13 protein-coding genes are annotated in these 16014 nt (G+C 38.3%); 2 read left to right on the top strand and 11 right to left on the bottom strand.

All coding sequences use genetic code 11. The features are described 5' to 3' along the window. Positions 1-53: 53 nt before the first annotated feature. The 6 genes from QNH20_RS16900 to QNH20_RS16925 form a co-directional block, all read right to left on the bottom strand. Positions 54-1187: a conserved virulence factor C family protein gene (locus QNH20_RS16900; RefSeq protein WP_283919146.1), complete on the bottom strand. Its 1134-nt coding sequence runs from the start codon at positions 1185-1187 to the stop codon at positions 54-56. A gap of 95 nt (positions 1188-1282) precedes the next feature. Continuing rightward, positions 1283-3172, bottom strand: coding sequence for an ABC-F family ATP-binding cassette domain-containing protein (locus QNH20_RS16905; protein ID WP_283919147.1), 1890 nt, complete (start codon positions 3170-3172; stop codon positions 1283-1285). After that, entirely contained in the window at positions 3169-3819 is a 651-nt protein-coding gene (locus QNH20_RS16910) for an HD domain-containing protein (protein WP_481857985.1), read from the bottom strand. The genes QNH20_RS16905 and QNH20_RS16910 overlap by 4 nt, the downstream gene beginning before the upstream one ends. A 244-nt stretch (positions 3820-4063) precedes the next feature. Beyond that, positions 4064-4912, bottom strand: a complete 849-nt coding sequence (locus QNH20_RS16915) for a DegV family protein (RefSeq protein ID WP_283919148.1) — start codon at positions 4910-4912, stop codon at positions 4064-4066. 135 nt (positions 4913-5047) lie between these two features. After that, positions 5048-5563: a hypothetical protein gene (locus QNH20_RS16920; protein WP_283919149.1), complete on the bottom strand. Its 516-nt coding sequence runs from the start codon at positions 5561-5563 to the stop codon at positions 5048-5050. Between the two features lie 14 nt (positions 5564-5577). Further along, positions 5578-7260, bottom strand: coding sequence for a formate--tetrahydrofolate ligase (locus tag QNH20_RS16925; protein ID WP_481857986.1), 1683 nt, complete (start codon positions 7258-7260; stop codon positions 5578-5580). Between the two features lie 249 nt (positions 7261-7509). Between QNH20_RS16925 and metA the strand changes: the two genes are divergently transcribed. After that, positions 7510-8418, top strand: a complete 909-nt coding sequence (gene metA, locus QNH20_RS16930; protein WP_283919151.1) for a homoserine O-acetyltransferase MetA — start codon at positions 7510-7512, stop codon at positions 8416-8418. Positions 8419-8534: 116 nt separating this feature from the next. Next, positions 8535-8747 (top strand): DUF3892 domain-containing protein, encoded by a 213-nt coding sequence (locus QNH20_RS16935; RefSeq protein WP_283919152.1) that lies wholly within the window; start codon positions 8535-8537, stop codon positions 8745-8747. Positions 8748-8784: 37 nt separating this feature from the next. Here QNH20_RS16935 and mntR read toward each other — a convergent pair whose 3' ends face one another. From mntR to cydB, 5 genes are all read right to left on the bottom strand, one after another. Then, the gene (gene mntR / locus QNH20_RS16940) at positions 8785-9207 is read right to left on the bottom strand and encodes a transcriptional regulator MntR (RefSeq protein WP_283919153.1); all 423 of its coding nucleotides are present in this window, start codon (positions 9205-9207) and stop codon (positions 8785-8787) included. A 94-nt stretch (positions 9208-9301) separates the two neighbouring features. After that, positions 9302-11470: a DNA topoisomerase III gene (locus tag QNH20_RS16945; RefSeq protein WP_283919154.1), complete on the bottom strand. Its 2169-nt coding sequence runs from the start codon at positions 11468-11470 to the stop codon at positions 9302-9304. Positions 11471-11555: 85 nt separating this feature from the next. Continuing rightward, positions 11556-13286 carry a thiol reductant ABC exporter subunit CydC gene (gene cydC / locus QNH20_RS16950; RefSeq protein WP_481858107.1) on the bottom strand — a complete coding sequence of 577 codons (1731 nt, stop codon included), beginning with the start codon at positions 13284-13286 and terminating at the stop codon, positions 11556-11558. Then, positions 13283-15001 carry a thiol reductant ABC exporter subunit CydD gene (cydD, locus tag QNH20_RS16955; RefSeq protein ID WP_283919156.1) on the bottom strand — a complete coding sequence of 573 codons (1719 nt, stop codon included), beginning with the start codon at positions 14999-15001 and terminating at the stop codon, positions 13283-13285. Before cydD ends, cydC begins: the two co-directional genes overlap by 4 nt. Then, positions 15001-16014, bottom strand: coding sequence for a cytochrome d ubiquinol oxidase subunit II (cydB, locus tag QNH20_RS16960; protein ID WP_283919157.1), 1014 nt, complete (start codon positions 16012-16014; stop codon positions 15001-15003). Before cydB ends, cydD begins: the two co-directional genes overlap by 1 nt.

The following is a 16014-nucleotide window of genomic DNA, read 5'->3' on the forward strand; positions in this document are numbered from 1 at the left end:
AAATCACTCCATTTCACATATTTAGAATACTATACGTTTTTAATTTTACAAAATTACTTGTCTGACTTTCTAGATTCGGTCATTTGCTTCCAAACAGAACCCTTAGCTTCCTCGCCGCCTTCAATTCTTTCAATCGCCATTTTGATTTGCATAGATACTTCAAATTCAGGATCGTTTTCAGCTGCTTTTAAAGCTGGAAGTGCCTTTTCATCTCCCACTTCGTATAAAAACATCGCAGCCCGCCAGCGCACTAATTTACTTGAATCCTGTAATGCTTTTGCCATTTCATCAGCTGCTTCTGGATAGCCTAAATCGGATAAGCAATCGCCTGCGGTTCTCCTGACGGTCACAGTTTTATCTTTTAGTGCCCGATATAAAAGCGGTAGTACTTCCATCTCTGTTATCATTCCAAGATAAACAGTCGCCAATCTGCGAATGGAAGGCTTTTCATCTGATAAACCTTTTTCAAGGACAGGTAAATCCTCTAGTTCCGGATCATCCATTTGCTCGAGAAGCTGGTAGCGCACCTGCCAATCTGAATTATGCAGGTCATCAATTGTAACTTTCTTACGAGTGCGTTTCGGTTTTTGGGCGAAAGTAGAATCATTGGTTTGTGCTTTTGTGACTAGTTCTTCAAGGCGATCTTTTGGATAAGCGGCGATTAATTCCTCGACTACTTCCTGGCCAATTTGATCAAAATCACCATAACGGACACCTTGATTCTGCCATTTCCGCAAAAGAATATAATTGTCCTCAGGACGCTGCGCCCGCTCTCTTGCCTTTAAAAAGTAATCCGGCATGCCAAACCTTCTCTCAGTCGAACTGTCTGTCAGCTTCACTTGGAGTGGAATCTCCTTAAACATTTGGATTTCAACCTTTATTTCACCAAAATGTTCATCCACCATATCAGCTCGAGTGGCACTGTCAGCTTTTTCTCCAAATGCTTGGCGAACTTGAGGTAATAATTCCTTCCAATCATATTTCGCGTTCCGTTCCACCGCGAGAAAATCCGCTACGTGATACACACCTTTAATCCCTTCAATTTGTAAGATTGTCTGAATTATCGGTGGTGCACCAATGGCTGTTTCTTTTTTATAATTATGGCTTTTCCCCATTGGAAGCTCTTGATCTAAATTGATTTTCATTGTATTAGGACTTGGCGTTGGTTCTATAGCCTTAATTTTCAACACAATCACCTTATTCTTTTGTTTTCTTTTACAAGTTTATCATATAGGTAATGGTACATTCATTGGATATGCTTTAAGAAAAAGGATCTTGTTCATTATTCATTTTCAGCAAGCTCTGCAAGATACGACCAACGCTCGATTAATTGCTCAAGCTTTTCATTTAATGCTGCTTCTTGATTCATTAAATCCTGTGCCTTTGTAAAATCACTGCCAACTTTCGCCATTTCATCAGCAACCTCTTCAAGAAGAGCCTCAGTCTTGGCAATTACTTCGTCAATTTCGCTCCACTCTTTTTTCTCCATATAAGTCATCTTTTTCTTCTTTTCTTTATCTGGAGCCTTAGATGGCTGGAACGAAATCGCAGCTGTCTTTTGAGCTTCAAGGGACATTTCTTTCTCAATATACTCGCTGTAATTCCCATAGAAAGAGCCAATTACCCCTTCCCCTCGTAAAACTAATAGCTGCTCAGTTACTTTATCGAGGAAATATCTGTCATGGGAAACCGTAATAACAACACCAGGGAATTCTTCAAGATAATCCTCTAATACCGTTAATGTTTGAGTGTCAAGATCATTTGTCGGCTCGTCAAGTAACAGGACATTTGGACCGGTCATCAAAAGCTTTAAAAGGTAGAGACGACGCTTCTCTCCGCCAGACAGCTTACGAATGGGTGTCCCGTGCGTAAAGCTCGGAAATAAAAAACGTTCAAGCATTTGCGCCGCAGAAATTGTTTTCCCATCCGATGTTTCTACTATTTCAGCAGTTTCCTTAATGTATTCAATCATCCTCTTGTTTTCATCCATGTCTTCGCTTTCTTGGGTGTAATAAGCGATCTTTACTGTTTGGCCTAAGATGAATTCACCTTCATCAAGCGGAATTTTCTTTGCTAAAATATTTAATAATGTCGATTTGCCCGCACCATTCCTGCCGATGATTCCAATTCGATCCCCAGGCTTAACGATTAAATCAAAGCAATTTAAAATCACTTTTTCAACATATCGCTTAGAAGCGTTCTTAAGTTCAAAAACCTGTTTCCCAAGCCTGCTGCCGTTTAATGAAATATCCAGTTTTTCACCGGAAGGCTTCCCGACAGAAAGCTTATCATCAAGCTCTTCAAAGCGTTGAATCCTAGCCTTTTGTTTTGTAGTTCTTGCCTTGGCGCCCCGCCGCATCCATTCCAGCTCTGTGCGGAAAAGATTTTTTCTTTTTTCATACGTAGCCGCCTCATTTTCCTCTCGAATCGCTTTTGCCTCTAAAAAGGCTGCATAATTTCCTTTGTAGCTGTAAAGATTGCCGCCGTCTAATTCAAACATGCGGTTTGCTACACGATCTAAAAAATAGCGGTCATGTGTGACAAGCAAAATAGAGCCACTGTACCTGCTTAAGTAATCTTCCAGCCACTTTACTGAATCAAAATCAAGATGGTTGGTTGGCTCATCTAAGATCAGTAAATCAGGCTCAGCAATTAATACTTGTGCTAAGGCAACCCGCTTTTTTTGTCCCCCTGATAATTCACCAATTTTTTTGGTAAAATCCTCTATGCCTAATTTCATCAAAATTGATTTAGCATTTGTGCTCGCATCCCAAGCATTCAAGGCATCCATTTGTTTCTGCAATTGAAAAAGTTCCTCCTGGACTTTCTCCGCATTAGGATTTGCACTCAGCTGCAATAGAGTTTTTTCGTATTCACGCATCAGCTTCAAAATTGGGGCTTCGCCATGAAAAACTTGTTCCAGAACCGTTTTCAGAGAATCCAGCTCAGGCTGCTGATCCAAAAAAGCGATTGAATAGTCTTTACCTGTGATGATTTTTCCTTCGTCAGGTGCATCCATCCCAGCGATAATTTTCAATAAAGACGATTTGCCAGTTCCATTGATCCCAATTAAGCCAACACGCTCTTTTTCACTAATGGTAAAAGAAATTTCGTTAAAAAGCTGTTTCTCACCATATGTTTTCGAAACACTTTCCACTGTGAGCATTTTCATGAGTCTTGTCCATCCCATTCTTTGTAAAATTGTTCTAAAAATACGACCATCATCTTCTGGCGGCTCTCCGCCATTTTAATTGCTGTACTTGTATTTAATAAATCTTTTAATTTCAACAGCTTTTCATAGAAATGATGGATACTTGTTGATTTTCCTTTACGGTATTCGTCTATGGTCATTTCATCCCTGACTTTGATTGAAGGGTCGTAAATAGGCTGCCCTTTTTTGCCGCCATATGCGAATACTCTAGCTATTCCAATCGCGCCAATAGCATCTAGTCTGTCTGCATCTTGCACAATTTTTGCCTCAATCGTTGCGAGCTCCGTATATTTTCCACCTTTATATGAAATCGTTTCAATGATTTGAGTTATATGGTTTCTCGTATCATCAGGAAGAACGATTGTTTTGAAAAAGGAATCAAATTTTTCCTTACCCTTTTCGGCACTTTCATTTAATTTTTCATCTGGTATGTCATGGAGAAGCGCCGCCATTTCAATGACAAACGAGTCGCCTGACATTTCTTCTTTGCAGATATGTAAGGCATTACTCCGGACACGGTCAACATGGAACCAATCATGTCCTGTTGCATCTTCACCTAATTCGTTACGGACAAACTTTTCTGTGTATTCTATGATTTGATTTTTCAATATTACACACCTACTTTCATCCTAGCTATTTTATCATAAAGTGAAACTACATTCAGAGGGGATTTTTTCATTCCCTCTGTATGTAAAATAAACAAACAGGCACTTAAGGACAGTTGATCCCATACCTACCCTTTTTCGTCCAATCAAAATCTTATTGTATGAGGCTCTAACTACCCGGCTATGCGAGATAAAATAAAAAATCCGCGGAATTATTATCAAAATCCACGGAATTTTTATTCGGGTATTATTTCAGTCCATTAAACCAGCTAACTCCAAGTGTGTTTTCTCCTGCATGAACACCGATTACTGCTCCTAGTGGACAGCTTACAATTTTCACTTGCGGGAATAGTTCATTTAGCTGAATTTGCCAATTTTCTGCTTGTTCATGATGTAACCCATAGAGAATATATACTTCTTTAAATTGGTATTTTTCATAGGCTAATTGGAAGTAATCAAGAATTTTTTCTTTAGCCTTTTTCTCTCCTCTTACCTTTTCCTTCACTTCTAGGGCTCCATTTACAATAGAAATAATTGGTTTCACATTTAACATACTGCCGAGAAAAAATTGTAAGCCTGACATTCTGCCACCACGATGAAGCTGCTCTAAGCTTCCAACCAAAACATATGTCTCATTCGAATCCCTTATTTGTTCAAGCTCTTTTATTACCGATTCAAGGCTGTGATTTGCTGCTAATAATTCCATACCCTTTTTTAGTAATGCAGACATTGGATAGGTAAGGATTTGTGAATCAAAGGTTGTTACTGGAATATCGACAAGCTTTGCCGCCTGTTCACTTGAGGATACCGTACCACTTAGTTTTCCCGAAATGAGAACAGTTACTATTTGGTCGTAATCTTTCGCAAGCTGCTCATATAAAAATTGAAACGCACCAACAGATGGCTGTGAAGTCATTGGAGGGTTCTTTAACTGTTTTAGTCTCTCAAACAATTGTTGAGGGGTTAAGTCAATCCCGTCAGAATATTCCACACCATCTAGTAAAACTGTTAATGGAATCGTATATAAATCTGGATGATTTTGCAGTTCAATATCAAGGTAGGCTGTACTATCGGTTACCCATGCCGTCTTTACCATTGTCATCTCCCCTTATTTTTAGTACTAGGTCATAATATCTAGTTAGCATAATCGTACCTTTAAATTTGAATATTGTAAATATTTTTACCCATAAATAAAACCAGCTAAATTTATAGCTGGTTTCATTTTAAATGCCTATAATTTTTCGCTCAACTTCATGAGGGTTGTAATCATAAACTCCGTCATTTCTACCAAATCTTCCAGTTGATCTTCTGTTATCATGCGATCAAATTTTACCTTTAGGACAGTGGAAATTTTATTTTGCAAATCTAAGGGATGATTGACAACGGAAACAGTAATGATTCTAGTCGGTCCCCAAATATCCACAAGAATATTTTTTGCCAATTGGTAATCTATCTTCCTCTCATGCTGAAGAAAAAAGGAAAGTTTTACATAACATCCTGCTAATTGTTCTGCCTGAAAACTTGGTAAAAGCTCTGCTGCTAAATTATCAAGCCTTGATTCCATTTTAAATTGTGCTTCTACAGAGCTGTTAGGTAATCGAAACATCACCTCAAACAGACGGGACATTTTAGCCATATTTAGAAAATCGTTTCGATCTGTGATGACAATTTCCCCACTAATGTCCTTATCATATAAGGCACCTTCAATAACCACTTTCATATTATCGAAGGCTGTTGGATCAAACATATATCACTACTCCTCTAGAAAAGCCCTAGCGCATTGCCATTTTCATCCACATCCATATTTAAAGCTGCAGGTTTTTTAGGCAGGCCAGGCATGGTCATTACTTCTCCTGTTAACGCCACAATAAAACCAGCACCGATAGATGGTTTAAATTCCCTAATGGTTACGGTGAAATCCGTTGGTCTGCCAAGCTTGGTCGGATCATCGGACAAGGAATATTGTGATTTCGCCATACAGACAGCCAAATTAGACCAGCCGAACTTTTCAAAATCAATTAACTGTTTTTTTGCTTTTGGTGAAAACTCAACATCCTTACCACCATAAACTTTTTGGACAATGATTTGAATCTTTTGCTCAATCGAATCTGATAGGTCGTATAACGGATGGAAATTATTTTCCTCTTTTTCAATGACTGTTAATAGCTTTTCAGCAAGCTCAATCCCGCCAAGGCCGCCCTTTTCCCAAACTTCCGTTAAAGCAACAGGAACATTCTCTCTATCACACAACTCTATTAATGTTTGAACCTCAAGATCCGTGTCGGTAATAAATTTATTGATAGCAACAACAACCGGTAAACCAAAGCCTTTGATTGTTTCAATATGCTTTTGGAGATTAGCAAATCCAAGTGTAAGTGATGGAATATTCTCTTTGGCCAATTCTGTTTTTGCAACACCGCCATGCATTTTCAATGCACGAATAGTGGCAACCACAACAACCGCTTCCGGTTTGATACCAGCACTTCTTGATTTAATATGTAAAAACTTCTCTGCACCTAGGTCAGCTCCAAACCCGCCTTCGGTGATGACATAGTCTGCTAATTTTGTTGCTGCGGTTGTGGCAATAACACTGTTGCATCCATGTGCAATATTAGCAAACGGTCCACCGTGAATAAGAGCCGGGGTATGTTCAATCGTTTGGACAAGGTTTGGTTTAACAGCCTCTTTTAACAATAATGTTAATGCGCCTTCAACCCCTAAATCCCCTACTGTTACTGGTTCCTTATTTACATTATAAGCAATAACCATTCGCGATAATCGTAATTTTAAATCCTTTAAATTGGTTGCCAAACATAAAACTGCCATTATTTCTGATGCTACCGTAATATCGAAACCATCTTCCCTTGGTACACCTTGAAGCGGACCGCCAAGACCAATAATCACCTTTCTTAACGCACGATCATTTAAATCTACAGCCCGTTTCCAAACTATACGGCGCTGGTCAATATTCAGTTCATTTCCTTGCTGAAGATGATTATCGATTAATGCTGCGAGGGCATTGTTTGCAGTAGTAATCGCATGGAGATCTCCAGTGAAATGCAAGTTAATGTCTTCCATTGGAAGCACTTGCGAATAGCCGCCGCCAGTCGCCCCACCTTTTATCCCCATAGTCGGGCCTAGTGAAGGCTCACGCATCGCAATCATTGCTTTTTTACCAATACAATTAAAGGCATCCCCAAGCCCAACGGTAACGGTTGATTTTCCTTCACCTGCAGGTGTAGGATTAATCGAGGTAACGAGAATAATTTTTCCACTTTCTTTTGTCTTTAATTTGACTAGTGCTTCATTGGAGATTTTCGCTTTATATTTTCCAAAAAGCTCAAGATCATCCTCTTTTAAACCAATTTTTTCAGCAATTTCCGTAATGGGTTTCATTGTTGATCCTTGTGCAATTTCAATGTCTGACTTGATTGATGTTTTCATAGCCACATATATCCCCCGCATTCAGTATGTAAAATTTAAACTACTACATTATTGTATCAAACAAGCGCTTTCATTCCGACTATTAATTTTGAACAAAATATTATCTTTTCTGAATTTAGTATAATGTTTATAATGTAAATATCAAATTTTTATAATATTCATTGACTTTTAATTGTTTTCCGTAGTATTAATAAATTTAGTATTCAGAAATCTGCTTTTTAGCAGCTTAGTAAAAAAGGGGATGGTCACTTGCCAATTAACATTCCAAAGCTTTTACCTGCCAGGGAGGTTCTTGAGCAGGAAAATATTTTCATTATGGACAATGAACGAGCAACCAGCCAGGATATCAGGCCTTTAAACATACTAATATTGAATTTAATGCCTGAAAAAGAAAAAGCGGAAACACAGCTATTAAGATTGTTGGGAAACACACCGTTACAAGTAAATGTTAACTTTTTAAAAACCAACTCCTATGTGTCTACCCATACTAGCAAACAGCATTTGGAGCAGTTTTACACCACATTCCCGAAAATAAAAAATCAGAAATTTGACGGGATGATTATTACCGGTGCCCCAGTTGAACTATTAGAATTTGATCAAGTAAAATACTGGTCCGAATTAACCGAAATTATGGACTGGACCAGTCAAAATGTAACCTCAACATTACATATTTGTTGGGGAGCACAAGCTGCACTTTACTATCATTATGGTATTGGTAAATTTGAGTTACAACGAAAATGTTCCGGGATTTATGCTCACCGTATTTTCGAGCATAATGATATATTGCTTCGGGGTTTTGACGATCTTTTTTATGCTCCCCATTCGCGCTACACTGATGTATCGATCGAGGCTATTATAAAAAAGCCGGATTTAAAATTGCTGGCTGCGTCAGAAGATGCCGGAGCATTATTAATTGCTTCTCGAGATCGAAAGCATGTAATGATCACAGGACATTTGGAATATGAATCTGATTCACTTGCTCAGGAATACGAAAGAGATTTGAATAAAGGACTTAAAATCCATATGCCTGAAAATTATTTTCCAAACAACGACCCAACCCAGCCGCCAATCAATCGCTGGCGTTCACATGGACACCTATTCTTTTCAAATTGGCTCAATTATTATGTATATCAGGAGACGCCTTTTACATGGGGTTAAAAATAAGCATCGGATAAACTCCGGTGCTTATTTTTTATTTTTTATAAAATCTGATTATCCATTTTTGGTTAATATTCGTACAATATAGAAATAATACAGGAAAAGGGGGAATTTAGTTGGAAACAATCGATGCAGTACATCGCAATCATTTTGGAGAAATTATCAGTTTTGTTACTTCTGAGGGGCGGATTATTTCTTACCGTAAAGCTTTAAGGGAGGTTGAAAATGGCCTTATCCATGGTGTCCTTACCACCCCGGATACAGACGGAAAAATGGCCTTAATTCCAGCGGCCGACCAATCTTTTGATCATTTCCCAAATTTATTTTAAAAGCACCTAGCAATTGCCGCTAGGTGCTTTCTTTTTATCATTCGTGTTCATTTTGATTTTGAATTTCTCTTAACAGTTCAACCCTTTTCTCGTCCTCATCAAAGAACTGAACGAGGTCACCTATTCGATCAATCGAATCCCAACTTAAATGATGTTCAATCCCCTCAACATCATTATAAATATTTTCTTCTTTAACACCGATTATTTTTAAAAACTGTTCTAACAACTCATGTCTAAAGACAAGGCGTTTGCCAATCTTTTTACCCTTAGATGTCAGCACAAGTCCTCTATATTTTTCATAGACTAAATATTCATCTTTATCCAGCTTTTGTACCATTTTCGTTACTGAGGAGGGATGGACTGACAACGCTTCGGCAATATCTGAGACCCGAGCGTATCCTTTTTCTTCAATTAAAATATAGATTTGTTCAATATAATCTTCCATACTAGGTGTTGGCATCCCGAAACCTCCAAAAAATTACTCACATAAAAGTTTACTATAGAAAAAAAAGAGTGACAAGGTTCTTTATCACATTTATGGTAACAGTAAAGAGTTAATTTACTACTGGTTCTTCAAATAAAAATCTTATTCTTTTTTCCTTCTCATCAAAGAAAAGTCTTGCACTAAAGGTTTTGTCCTTGTTTGTAAATCCCTCAATCAATTCTGTTTTACCTTCTGAAAGAAGTAATTTCACGTTTTTCTGGGTAATATTTTTCCCAAGGATTTTTTTGGAAATGGTGAAATTGCATTGATTATTTTTATAATTACTGCAGCCATAAAAGCTACCTTTGTCAATTATAACCCCTTCACATTTTTTACAAGAACCTAGTTTCGTAACCGTTTTTCTCCTTGTCTTTTGTTTTCCGGGAGTAAAGTTTTGGGTAACCTCCTCAGAAAATGTCCAGTTCCGCGATTGATCGATACTAGAAGAAATTAAATGTAATACCATCTTTTTTGTTTGTTCCATAAAATGCATGGGTACAGCTGAACCCTCGGAAATTTCCTTCAGTTTTTGTTCCCATTTTGCGGTCATTTCCGGTGAAGCGAGAATTTCTTGTCCTATCGCTTCAATTAATATTTTTGCTTTTGCGGTAGCATAAACTAAATTCTTTTTCACTTCAATGTATAACCGATCCTTGAGCATTGTGATAATACCTGCTCTAGTGGCTTCCGTTCCAAGACCCTCTGTTCTTGTTAAAACTTTCTCAAGCTCTTTATCATCTATATGCTTTCCTGCCGTTTTCATTAAGGTGATCAGTTGTCCTTCGGTATAGCGCTTTGGCGGCTGTGTCTGACTTTCTTTTACGTTTACTTTAACAGTCTTTCCCTGCTCCCCCTTTGTCAATGCAGGAAGCTCAGGCTCATCCTCACGTTCCTTTTGGTTTAGGACTTTTCTCCATCCCTCTTCAAGTTGTACCTTTCCCTTCGAGATAAAGGCTGCCCGGCCATCTACTAATGTGGTAACGTTAGTATATTCGGCTACGGCCTTATTATAATGAGCTGCGATTAAACTAGTAACAATTAAATCATAGATTTGTCGTTCGTCAGGACTCATCCTTTCCACATTCGGGATTTGTTCAGTAGGGATAATAGCATAGTGATCAGTAACCTTCTTTTCATTAACATATCGTTTATTATCCGCTATTGAGGCAATTGGTAATGGGAAAAAGCATGAATAGTCTTTTATATGACTTAATTTTTTTAGAATTTCAGGGAAAATATTAGCCTCTTCTTTTGTTACGTATCGCGAATCGGATCGGGGATAGGATACAAACCCTTTTTGATAGAGTTTTTGGAGGACATCCAGCGTCTTTTTTGGCGAAAATTTAAAACGTTTATTTGCCTCCGCTTGTAACGAAGATAAATTATATAGTAACGGCGGTAAAAATTCTTTTCTTTCGGATATTACTTCTGCCACTTCAGCCGGTTTTTCTCGACAAAATGCAGCAACTTTTTCTGCCATTTCCTTTGTCTTAACGCGGGTTTCCCCATTATTCTGCCACTTACCACTGTATTTCTTGCCATTGATGGCAAAATGGGCAATTACCTCCCAAAATGGCTCTGCCTTAAAATTCTCGATTTCTAGTTCTCGTTTAACTATGAGTGCTAACGTTGGTGTCTGTACGCGTCCAACTGAAAAAACATCTGAAAACCCTTTTTTTTGCAGCAGCAAACTATAAAGCCTTGAACCATTCATTCCCACAACCCAATCCGCACAGGCACGAGTATAGGCCTCAAGGTACAAGCTTTTCGTTTCTTTTTCATCTAACAATTTATTAAACCCTTCACGAATCGCATTGGGCGTTAACGATGAAATCCACAGTCGCTTCATTGGTTTTTTACAGTTTGTTAACCTTAAAATATTGCGGATGATTAATTCTCCTTCACGCCCCGCATCACCTGCATGGATAATTTCCGTAACCGCTGCGTTTGAAACAAGTTTTTTAATGACAGTAAATTGTTTTACTTTATCTTTCGTTACTTCGTATTTGAAATGTTCAGGTATGATGGGCAGATTGTCTAACGACCATTTTTTCCAGACTGACTCATACTTTTCCGGCGCAACGAGCTGACATAAATGGCCGATCGCCCATGTAACATAGGCACCTTTTGTAAAGGTATCATTCGGAAAAATTTCGATAAAACCATTTTGTTTTTTATGTTTAAAAATAGAAGCTAATGTTGAACCTTGGTCGGGTTTTTCAGCAATAATTAATTTCATCTTATTTTGCTCCTTTGTAAAGCATCCCGGATTCATTTTCCCATTTTAAACCACATTCGTAAAGCCTCAAAATAGGCTGCTATAATTAGCTCCCTTTTGAAAATGGTCGGTCTAGTGCATAAAGATGGCGATACCTTGCCTCATTTTCCAGTAAATGTTGATGTGTCCCTTCCATAACAATTTTTCCATGGTCTAGAAATAGAATTCGATCCATTTTTTCAACACCGATTAAATGATGTGTCACCCATATGATGGTTTTACCCTTAAGGGTTTCAAAGATGGTCGTCAAAAGCTTTGCTTCTGTAATTGGGTCTAAACCAACTGTAGGTTCATCTAATAAGACAATCGGAGTGTTTTGCAAAAGTATTCTAGCCAAGGCAATTCTATGCCGCTCTCCCCCGGAAAAACGCTGGCCAGTTTCCTGCATATTCGTCTCATATCCATTAGGTAATTTCTTAATCATCTCATCCAATTGTACCATCCGTGCAGCATGAAACACTTCTTCATCAGTTGCTTCCGGATTGCCAAGGCGGATATTATTGAGGATAGATGTATTAAATAAGTATGCCTTTTGATTTAGAACGGCTATTATTTTTGACATTGAAGGTTCTAAGTGATGTGCTAATTGGCCATTAATTTTCACTTCGCCGCTTGCTGGGACGAGCGCTCCATATACGAGTTTTAGCAATGTTGACTTTCCTGAACCACTGCGGCCGATAATAGCTAGTTTCTCTCCTTGCTTGACATTTAAATTAAAATTGTCAAACAGTCTCTTTTCTGAATATCTAAACGTTACATTATTTAATTCAAGCGAAATTGGCGATCTGGATGGTTGAATTTCCTTTAGCTTTTCTTGTTGTGGTTTGGATGCTTGAATTGAGTCAAGACGTTTAAATGAATCTTGATAAATGGTTATTTCACTGACTGCCCCGGCAATTGGTAAAAAGGATTCCAGTAACGATAATATCACGAGTCCGAAAGCGGCAATGAATGTTGGGGGGATTTCACCGTTTATCGTAAAATCATTTGCCCAATAAATAACATAGATTACAATGACACCAAGTATTGTTTGATTTATAATATCTCTCCAATTAATAAAGGAAACCTTCTTTTTTTCCAGTTCTAACAGCTTCCGCTCCTGTTGCTCATAGCGCCCGATAAATCGACGATAATGACCGCTAAAGATCCAGTCACTTATTCCAAAAACGGCTTCAGTCATCTGTTGGTATAATCTATTTCTTCCTCTTTTTAATTGTTCGTTTTTCACCTTTACAAAAACAAGAGAAAAACAAGGTCCTACAAAAACTAACAAACTGATGAAAACGGCTAAAATTATCGCAAATGGAATCGAGAAAAGACCTGTACAAATAATAATCACAGTGTAGATCATTAATGAAATAATCGCAGGAAACATGGTTTTTAAATAAAAATCCTGTAAATGTTCAATATCATCCGCAAGGACACCAAGCATATCACCTGTACGAAACCGCGACCGGATGAATAATGCTTGTGGTTCAAGCATTTTATATAAGTTTACTCGCATCTTTGAAAGAATCTTTAAAATTAAATTATGTCCTGTTAATCTCTCGACATAGCTAAGGACTGCACGGCCAATACCAAATGTGCGAACACCAACAATTGGTACATAGACCATTAATATTGATTCTGGACGCGTCGCTGCTTTTGAAATAAGATAGCCAGAAGTAAACATTAATGCTGCACCAAAAAGAATTGCAAGGGAACCTATAAGAATCGAAAAAATAAACAGTCTACGATATTGACGCAAATAGGGTAAAATCCATTTTAGCATGTTTATATGTTCCCCTCCATTGATTGGTACACGAGCTTATAGTATGTCCCTTTATTGGTAATTAATTGTTCATGCGTACCCACTTCAACTAGTCGACCTTGGTCAAGGACAAGAATTTGATCCATATCGAGCATCCAGTGTAAGCGATGAGTTGAAAAAAATACAAGTTTTTCATCAAACATCCTTAGCATCGTTTCTTTTAATTCAGCTTCTGTTTCAATATCTAAATGGGCCGTTGGCTCATCCAGCATGATGACGGGACGATTCCCTAAAAATGCACGTGCAAGTGCAATTCGTTGTTCCTGCCCGCCGCTAAGCGTTCGTCCGCCATCACCAATTATGGTCTCAAGTCCTTCGGATAATTCGTGAATCACTTCCAATAAACCTGCTTTCTTGGCAGCAAACGCCACCTCCTCCTTAGTTGCCTCGGGATAATAAAAGCGAATATTGTTTAGAACTGTATCGTTGAACAAAAACGGGTGCTGAGGAATATAGGTTACTTGATTCTGCCAGTCTTCAGCAGAAAAGGACGTTAGGGCTTTACCATTCAGCTGAAATTCTCCTGACGACGGTGTTAAAAACCCACTTAATATATCAATTAATGTTGATTTACCAGAACCGCTTGCCCCTATAATACCAATCTTTTTTGCTCCTGTTACTGATAGATTTAAATCTGCTAATGCCGCTTGACTATTATCTGGAAACTGTACATTCAAGCCTTTGATTGATAAGGAACTTGTTGATTTCCATATTGGAACGTTGGCTAGTAATGGGACCTGCGTTTCGATAGAAATAATTTCCATCATCTTATTACCCGCATTTTTACCATCAAGACTGGCATGATAATCAGCACCTAGCTCTCTAATAGGTAAAAAATATTCCGGGGCTAAAATAAGAATGGTTAATGCCGGTTTCAGGTCGATTGTTCCATTAATTAACCCCAAGCCTAGAAAAACGGCAACTGTTGCAATTGAGAGCATCGTAAAAAAGTCCATAGCAAAGGATGACAAAAATGCAACTTTCAATGTTGCCATCATAGCCCGTCTGTACTTTTCACTAACAAGGTTAATTTTGTTGATATGCTGCTTGCTTAATCCTAAGTATTTAAGTGTCTCTAATCCTCTTAATGAGTCTACAAAATGATTGGATAATAATTGATAGGATTCATATTGGTGGTCAGCTTTACTTTTTGCCGCCAATCCCAGCAGGATCATAAAGACGATAAGTATTGGCAGAGTGAGCATTAGGACGACTGCAGAACGGGTATTTACATAAAAGATAACAATTAAAATTGACGAAGGAATGAATGCCATGTTGATCATTTTAATAAAAATAAGCTCTAGATAACGGCGAAATTTTAACACGCCATCCATCACCAAGGTGACAGTTTGTCCTGAACCCTCTTTTCTTACAAACCTGGGGCCAAGCTGAAATAATTTCTGCAGCAGTTTTTCACGGAGATTTTCGCTAGTCAAGGCAGCAAACTTGAATGAAATGTTTTTTTTCAAGACCACGATCAACTGGCGGACAATAAGGGCAAAAAGAAAAACGGCTAATTTTTTGTATACAGCACGAAACAAATCTCCCCCAAAAAGAGAGGAGATTGCATCTGCCAAGGCATAAGCCTGTATGATAATTAACGCACCTTGAAAAAGGGTCAAGATTGCAAGTTTTACTAATAGTAGTTTTACTCCTTTATAGGAGAACAAGGTTTTATCCATCAGTAAGTTAAATGCTCCTTATCCGTCACTCGTTTCCGGAATACATAATAACTCCAAATCGTATACCCTAATACAAACGGTAAAATGGTTATCGCTACAATTGTCATGATTTTCAAGGAGTATGCCCCACTTGAAGCATTGTACACTGTTAAATCGAACGCCTTATTAATGGAGCTGATCATCACCCTTGGGAATAGGCCGACGAAAATAGCTGAAATAGTTGCCGCTAACCCTAATCCAGACATTGTAAAAGCTAAGCCTTCCCGTTTTTTAGTGATAAAATACCAGGTCAGTCCGTATGAAAGGACAATTAATACCACAAGTGACAGTTCCGGAATTAGGCGGACCTCAAAAATATCTGTCATCTTCCAGGATAAAATAACAAAAATAACTAAAGATCCCAAAACAGCTAATACTACTTTTTGTGCTAACTGGGCCGAGCGTTTCCTAATATCGCCTTCAGTTTTTAATGTCAAAAAATTAAGACCATGTAAAAGACACAGCAATGTGACGGTTACTCCTCCCCAAAGAGAATAAACGTTAATAAAATCGGTAAAACCAGCGTTCATGTTCATATCATCCTGGATTGGCATTCCCTTAAGCATGCTTGTAAATAGAACTCCGAGAAGGAACGGAGGCACGAGACTGCTAATAAAAATAACCCAGTCCCAACAATTTGTCCATTTAGGATTATTAACTTTGCGGCGGAATTCAAATGAAACCCCGCGCCCGATCAAGCAAAGGAGTACAGCCAATAATGGTAAATAGTAGCCGCTAAACATGGTAGCATACCAATGTGGAAATGCCGCAAATATAGCACCCCCGCCCGTCAACAGCCACACCTCATTTGCATCCCAAAACGGGCCGATTGTATTTACCATCACTGTTCGTTCAGTCTGATTACGGGCGAGAAACCGTGTCGACATGCCCACACCAAAATCAAAACCCTCAAGGAAAAAGAAGCCAATAAATACAACGGCGATTAAGACAAACCATAATTCACTTAATTCCAT

Origin of the sequence: Neobacillus sp. WH10, from assembly GCF_030123405.1 — a bacterium.
In the GTDB taxonomy this organism is placed as follows: Bacteria; Bacillota; Bacilli; order Bacillales; family Cytobacillaceae; genus Neobacillus.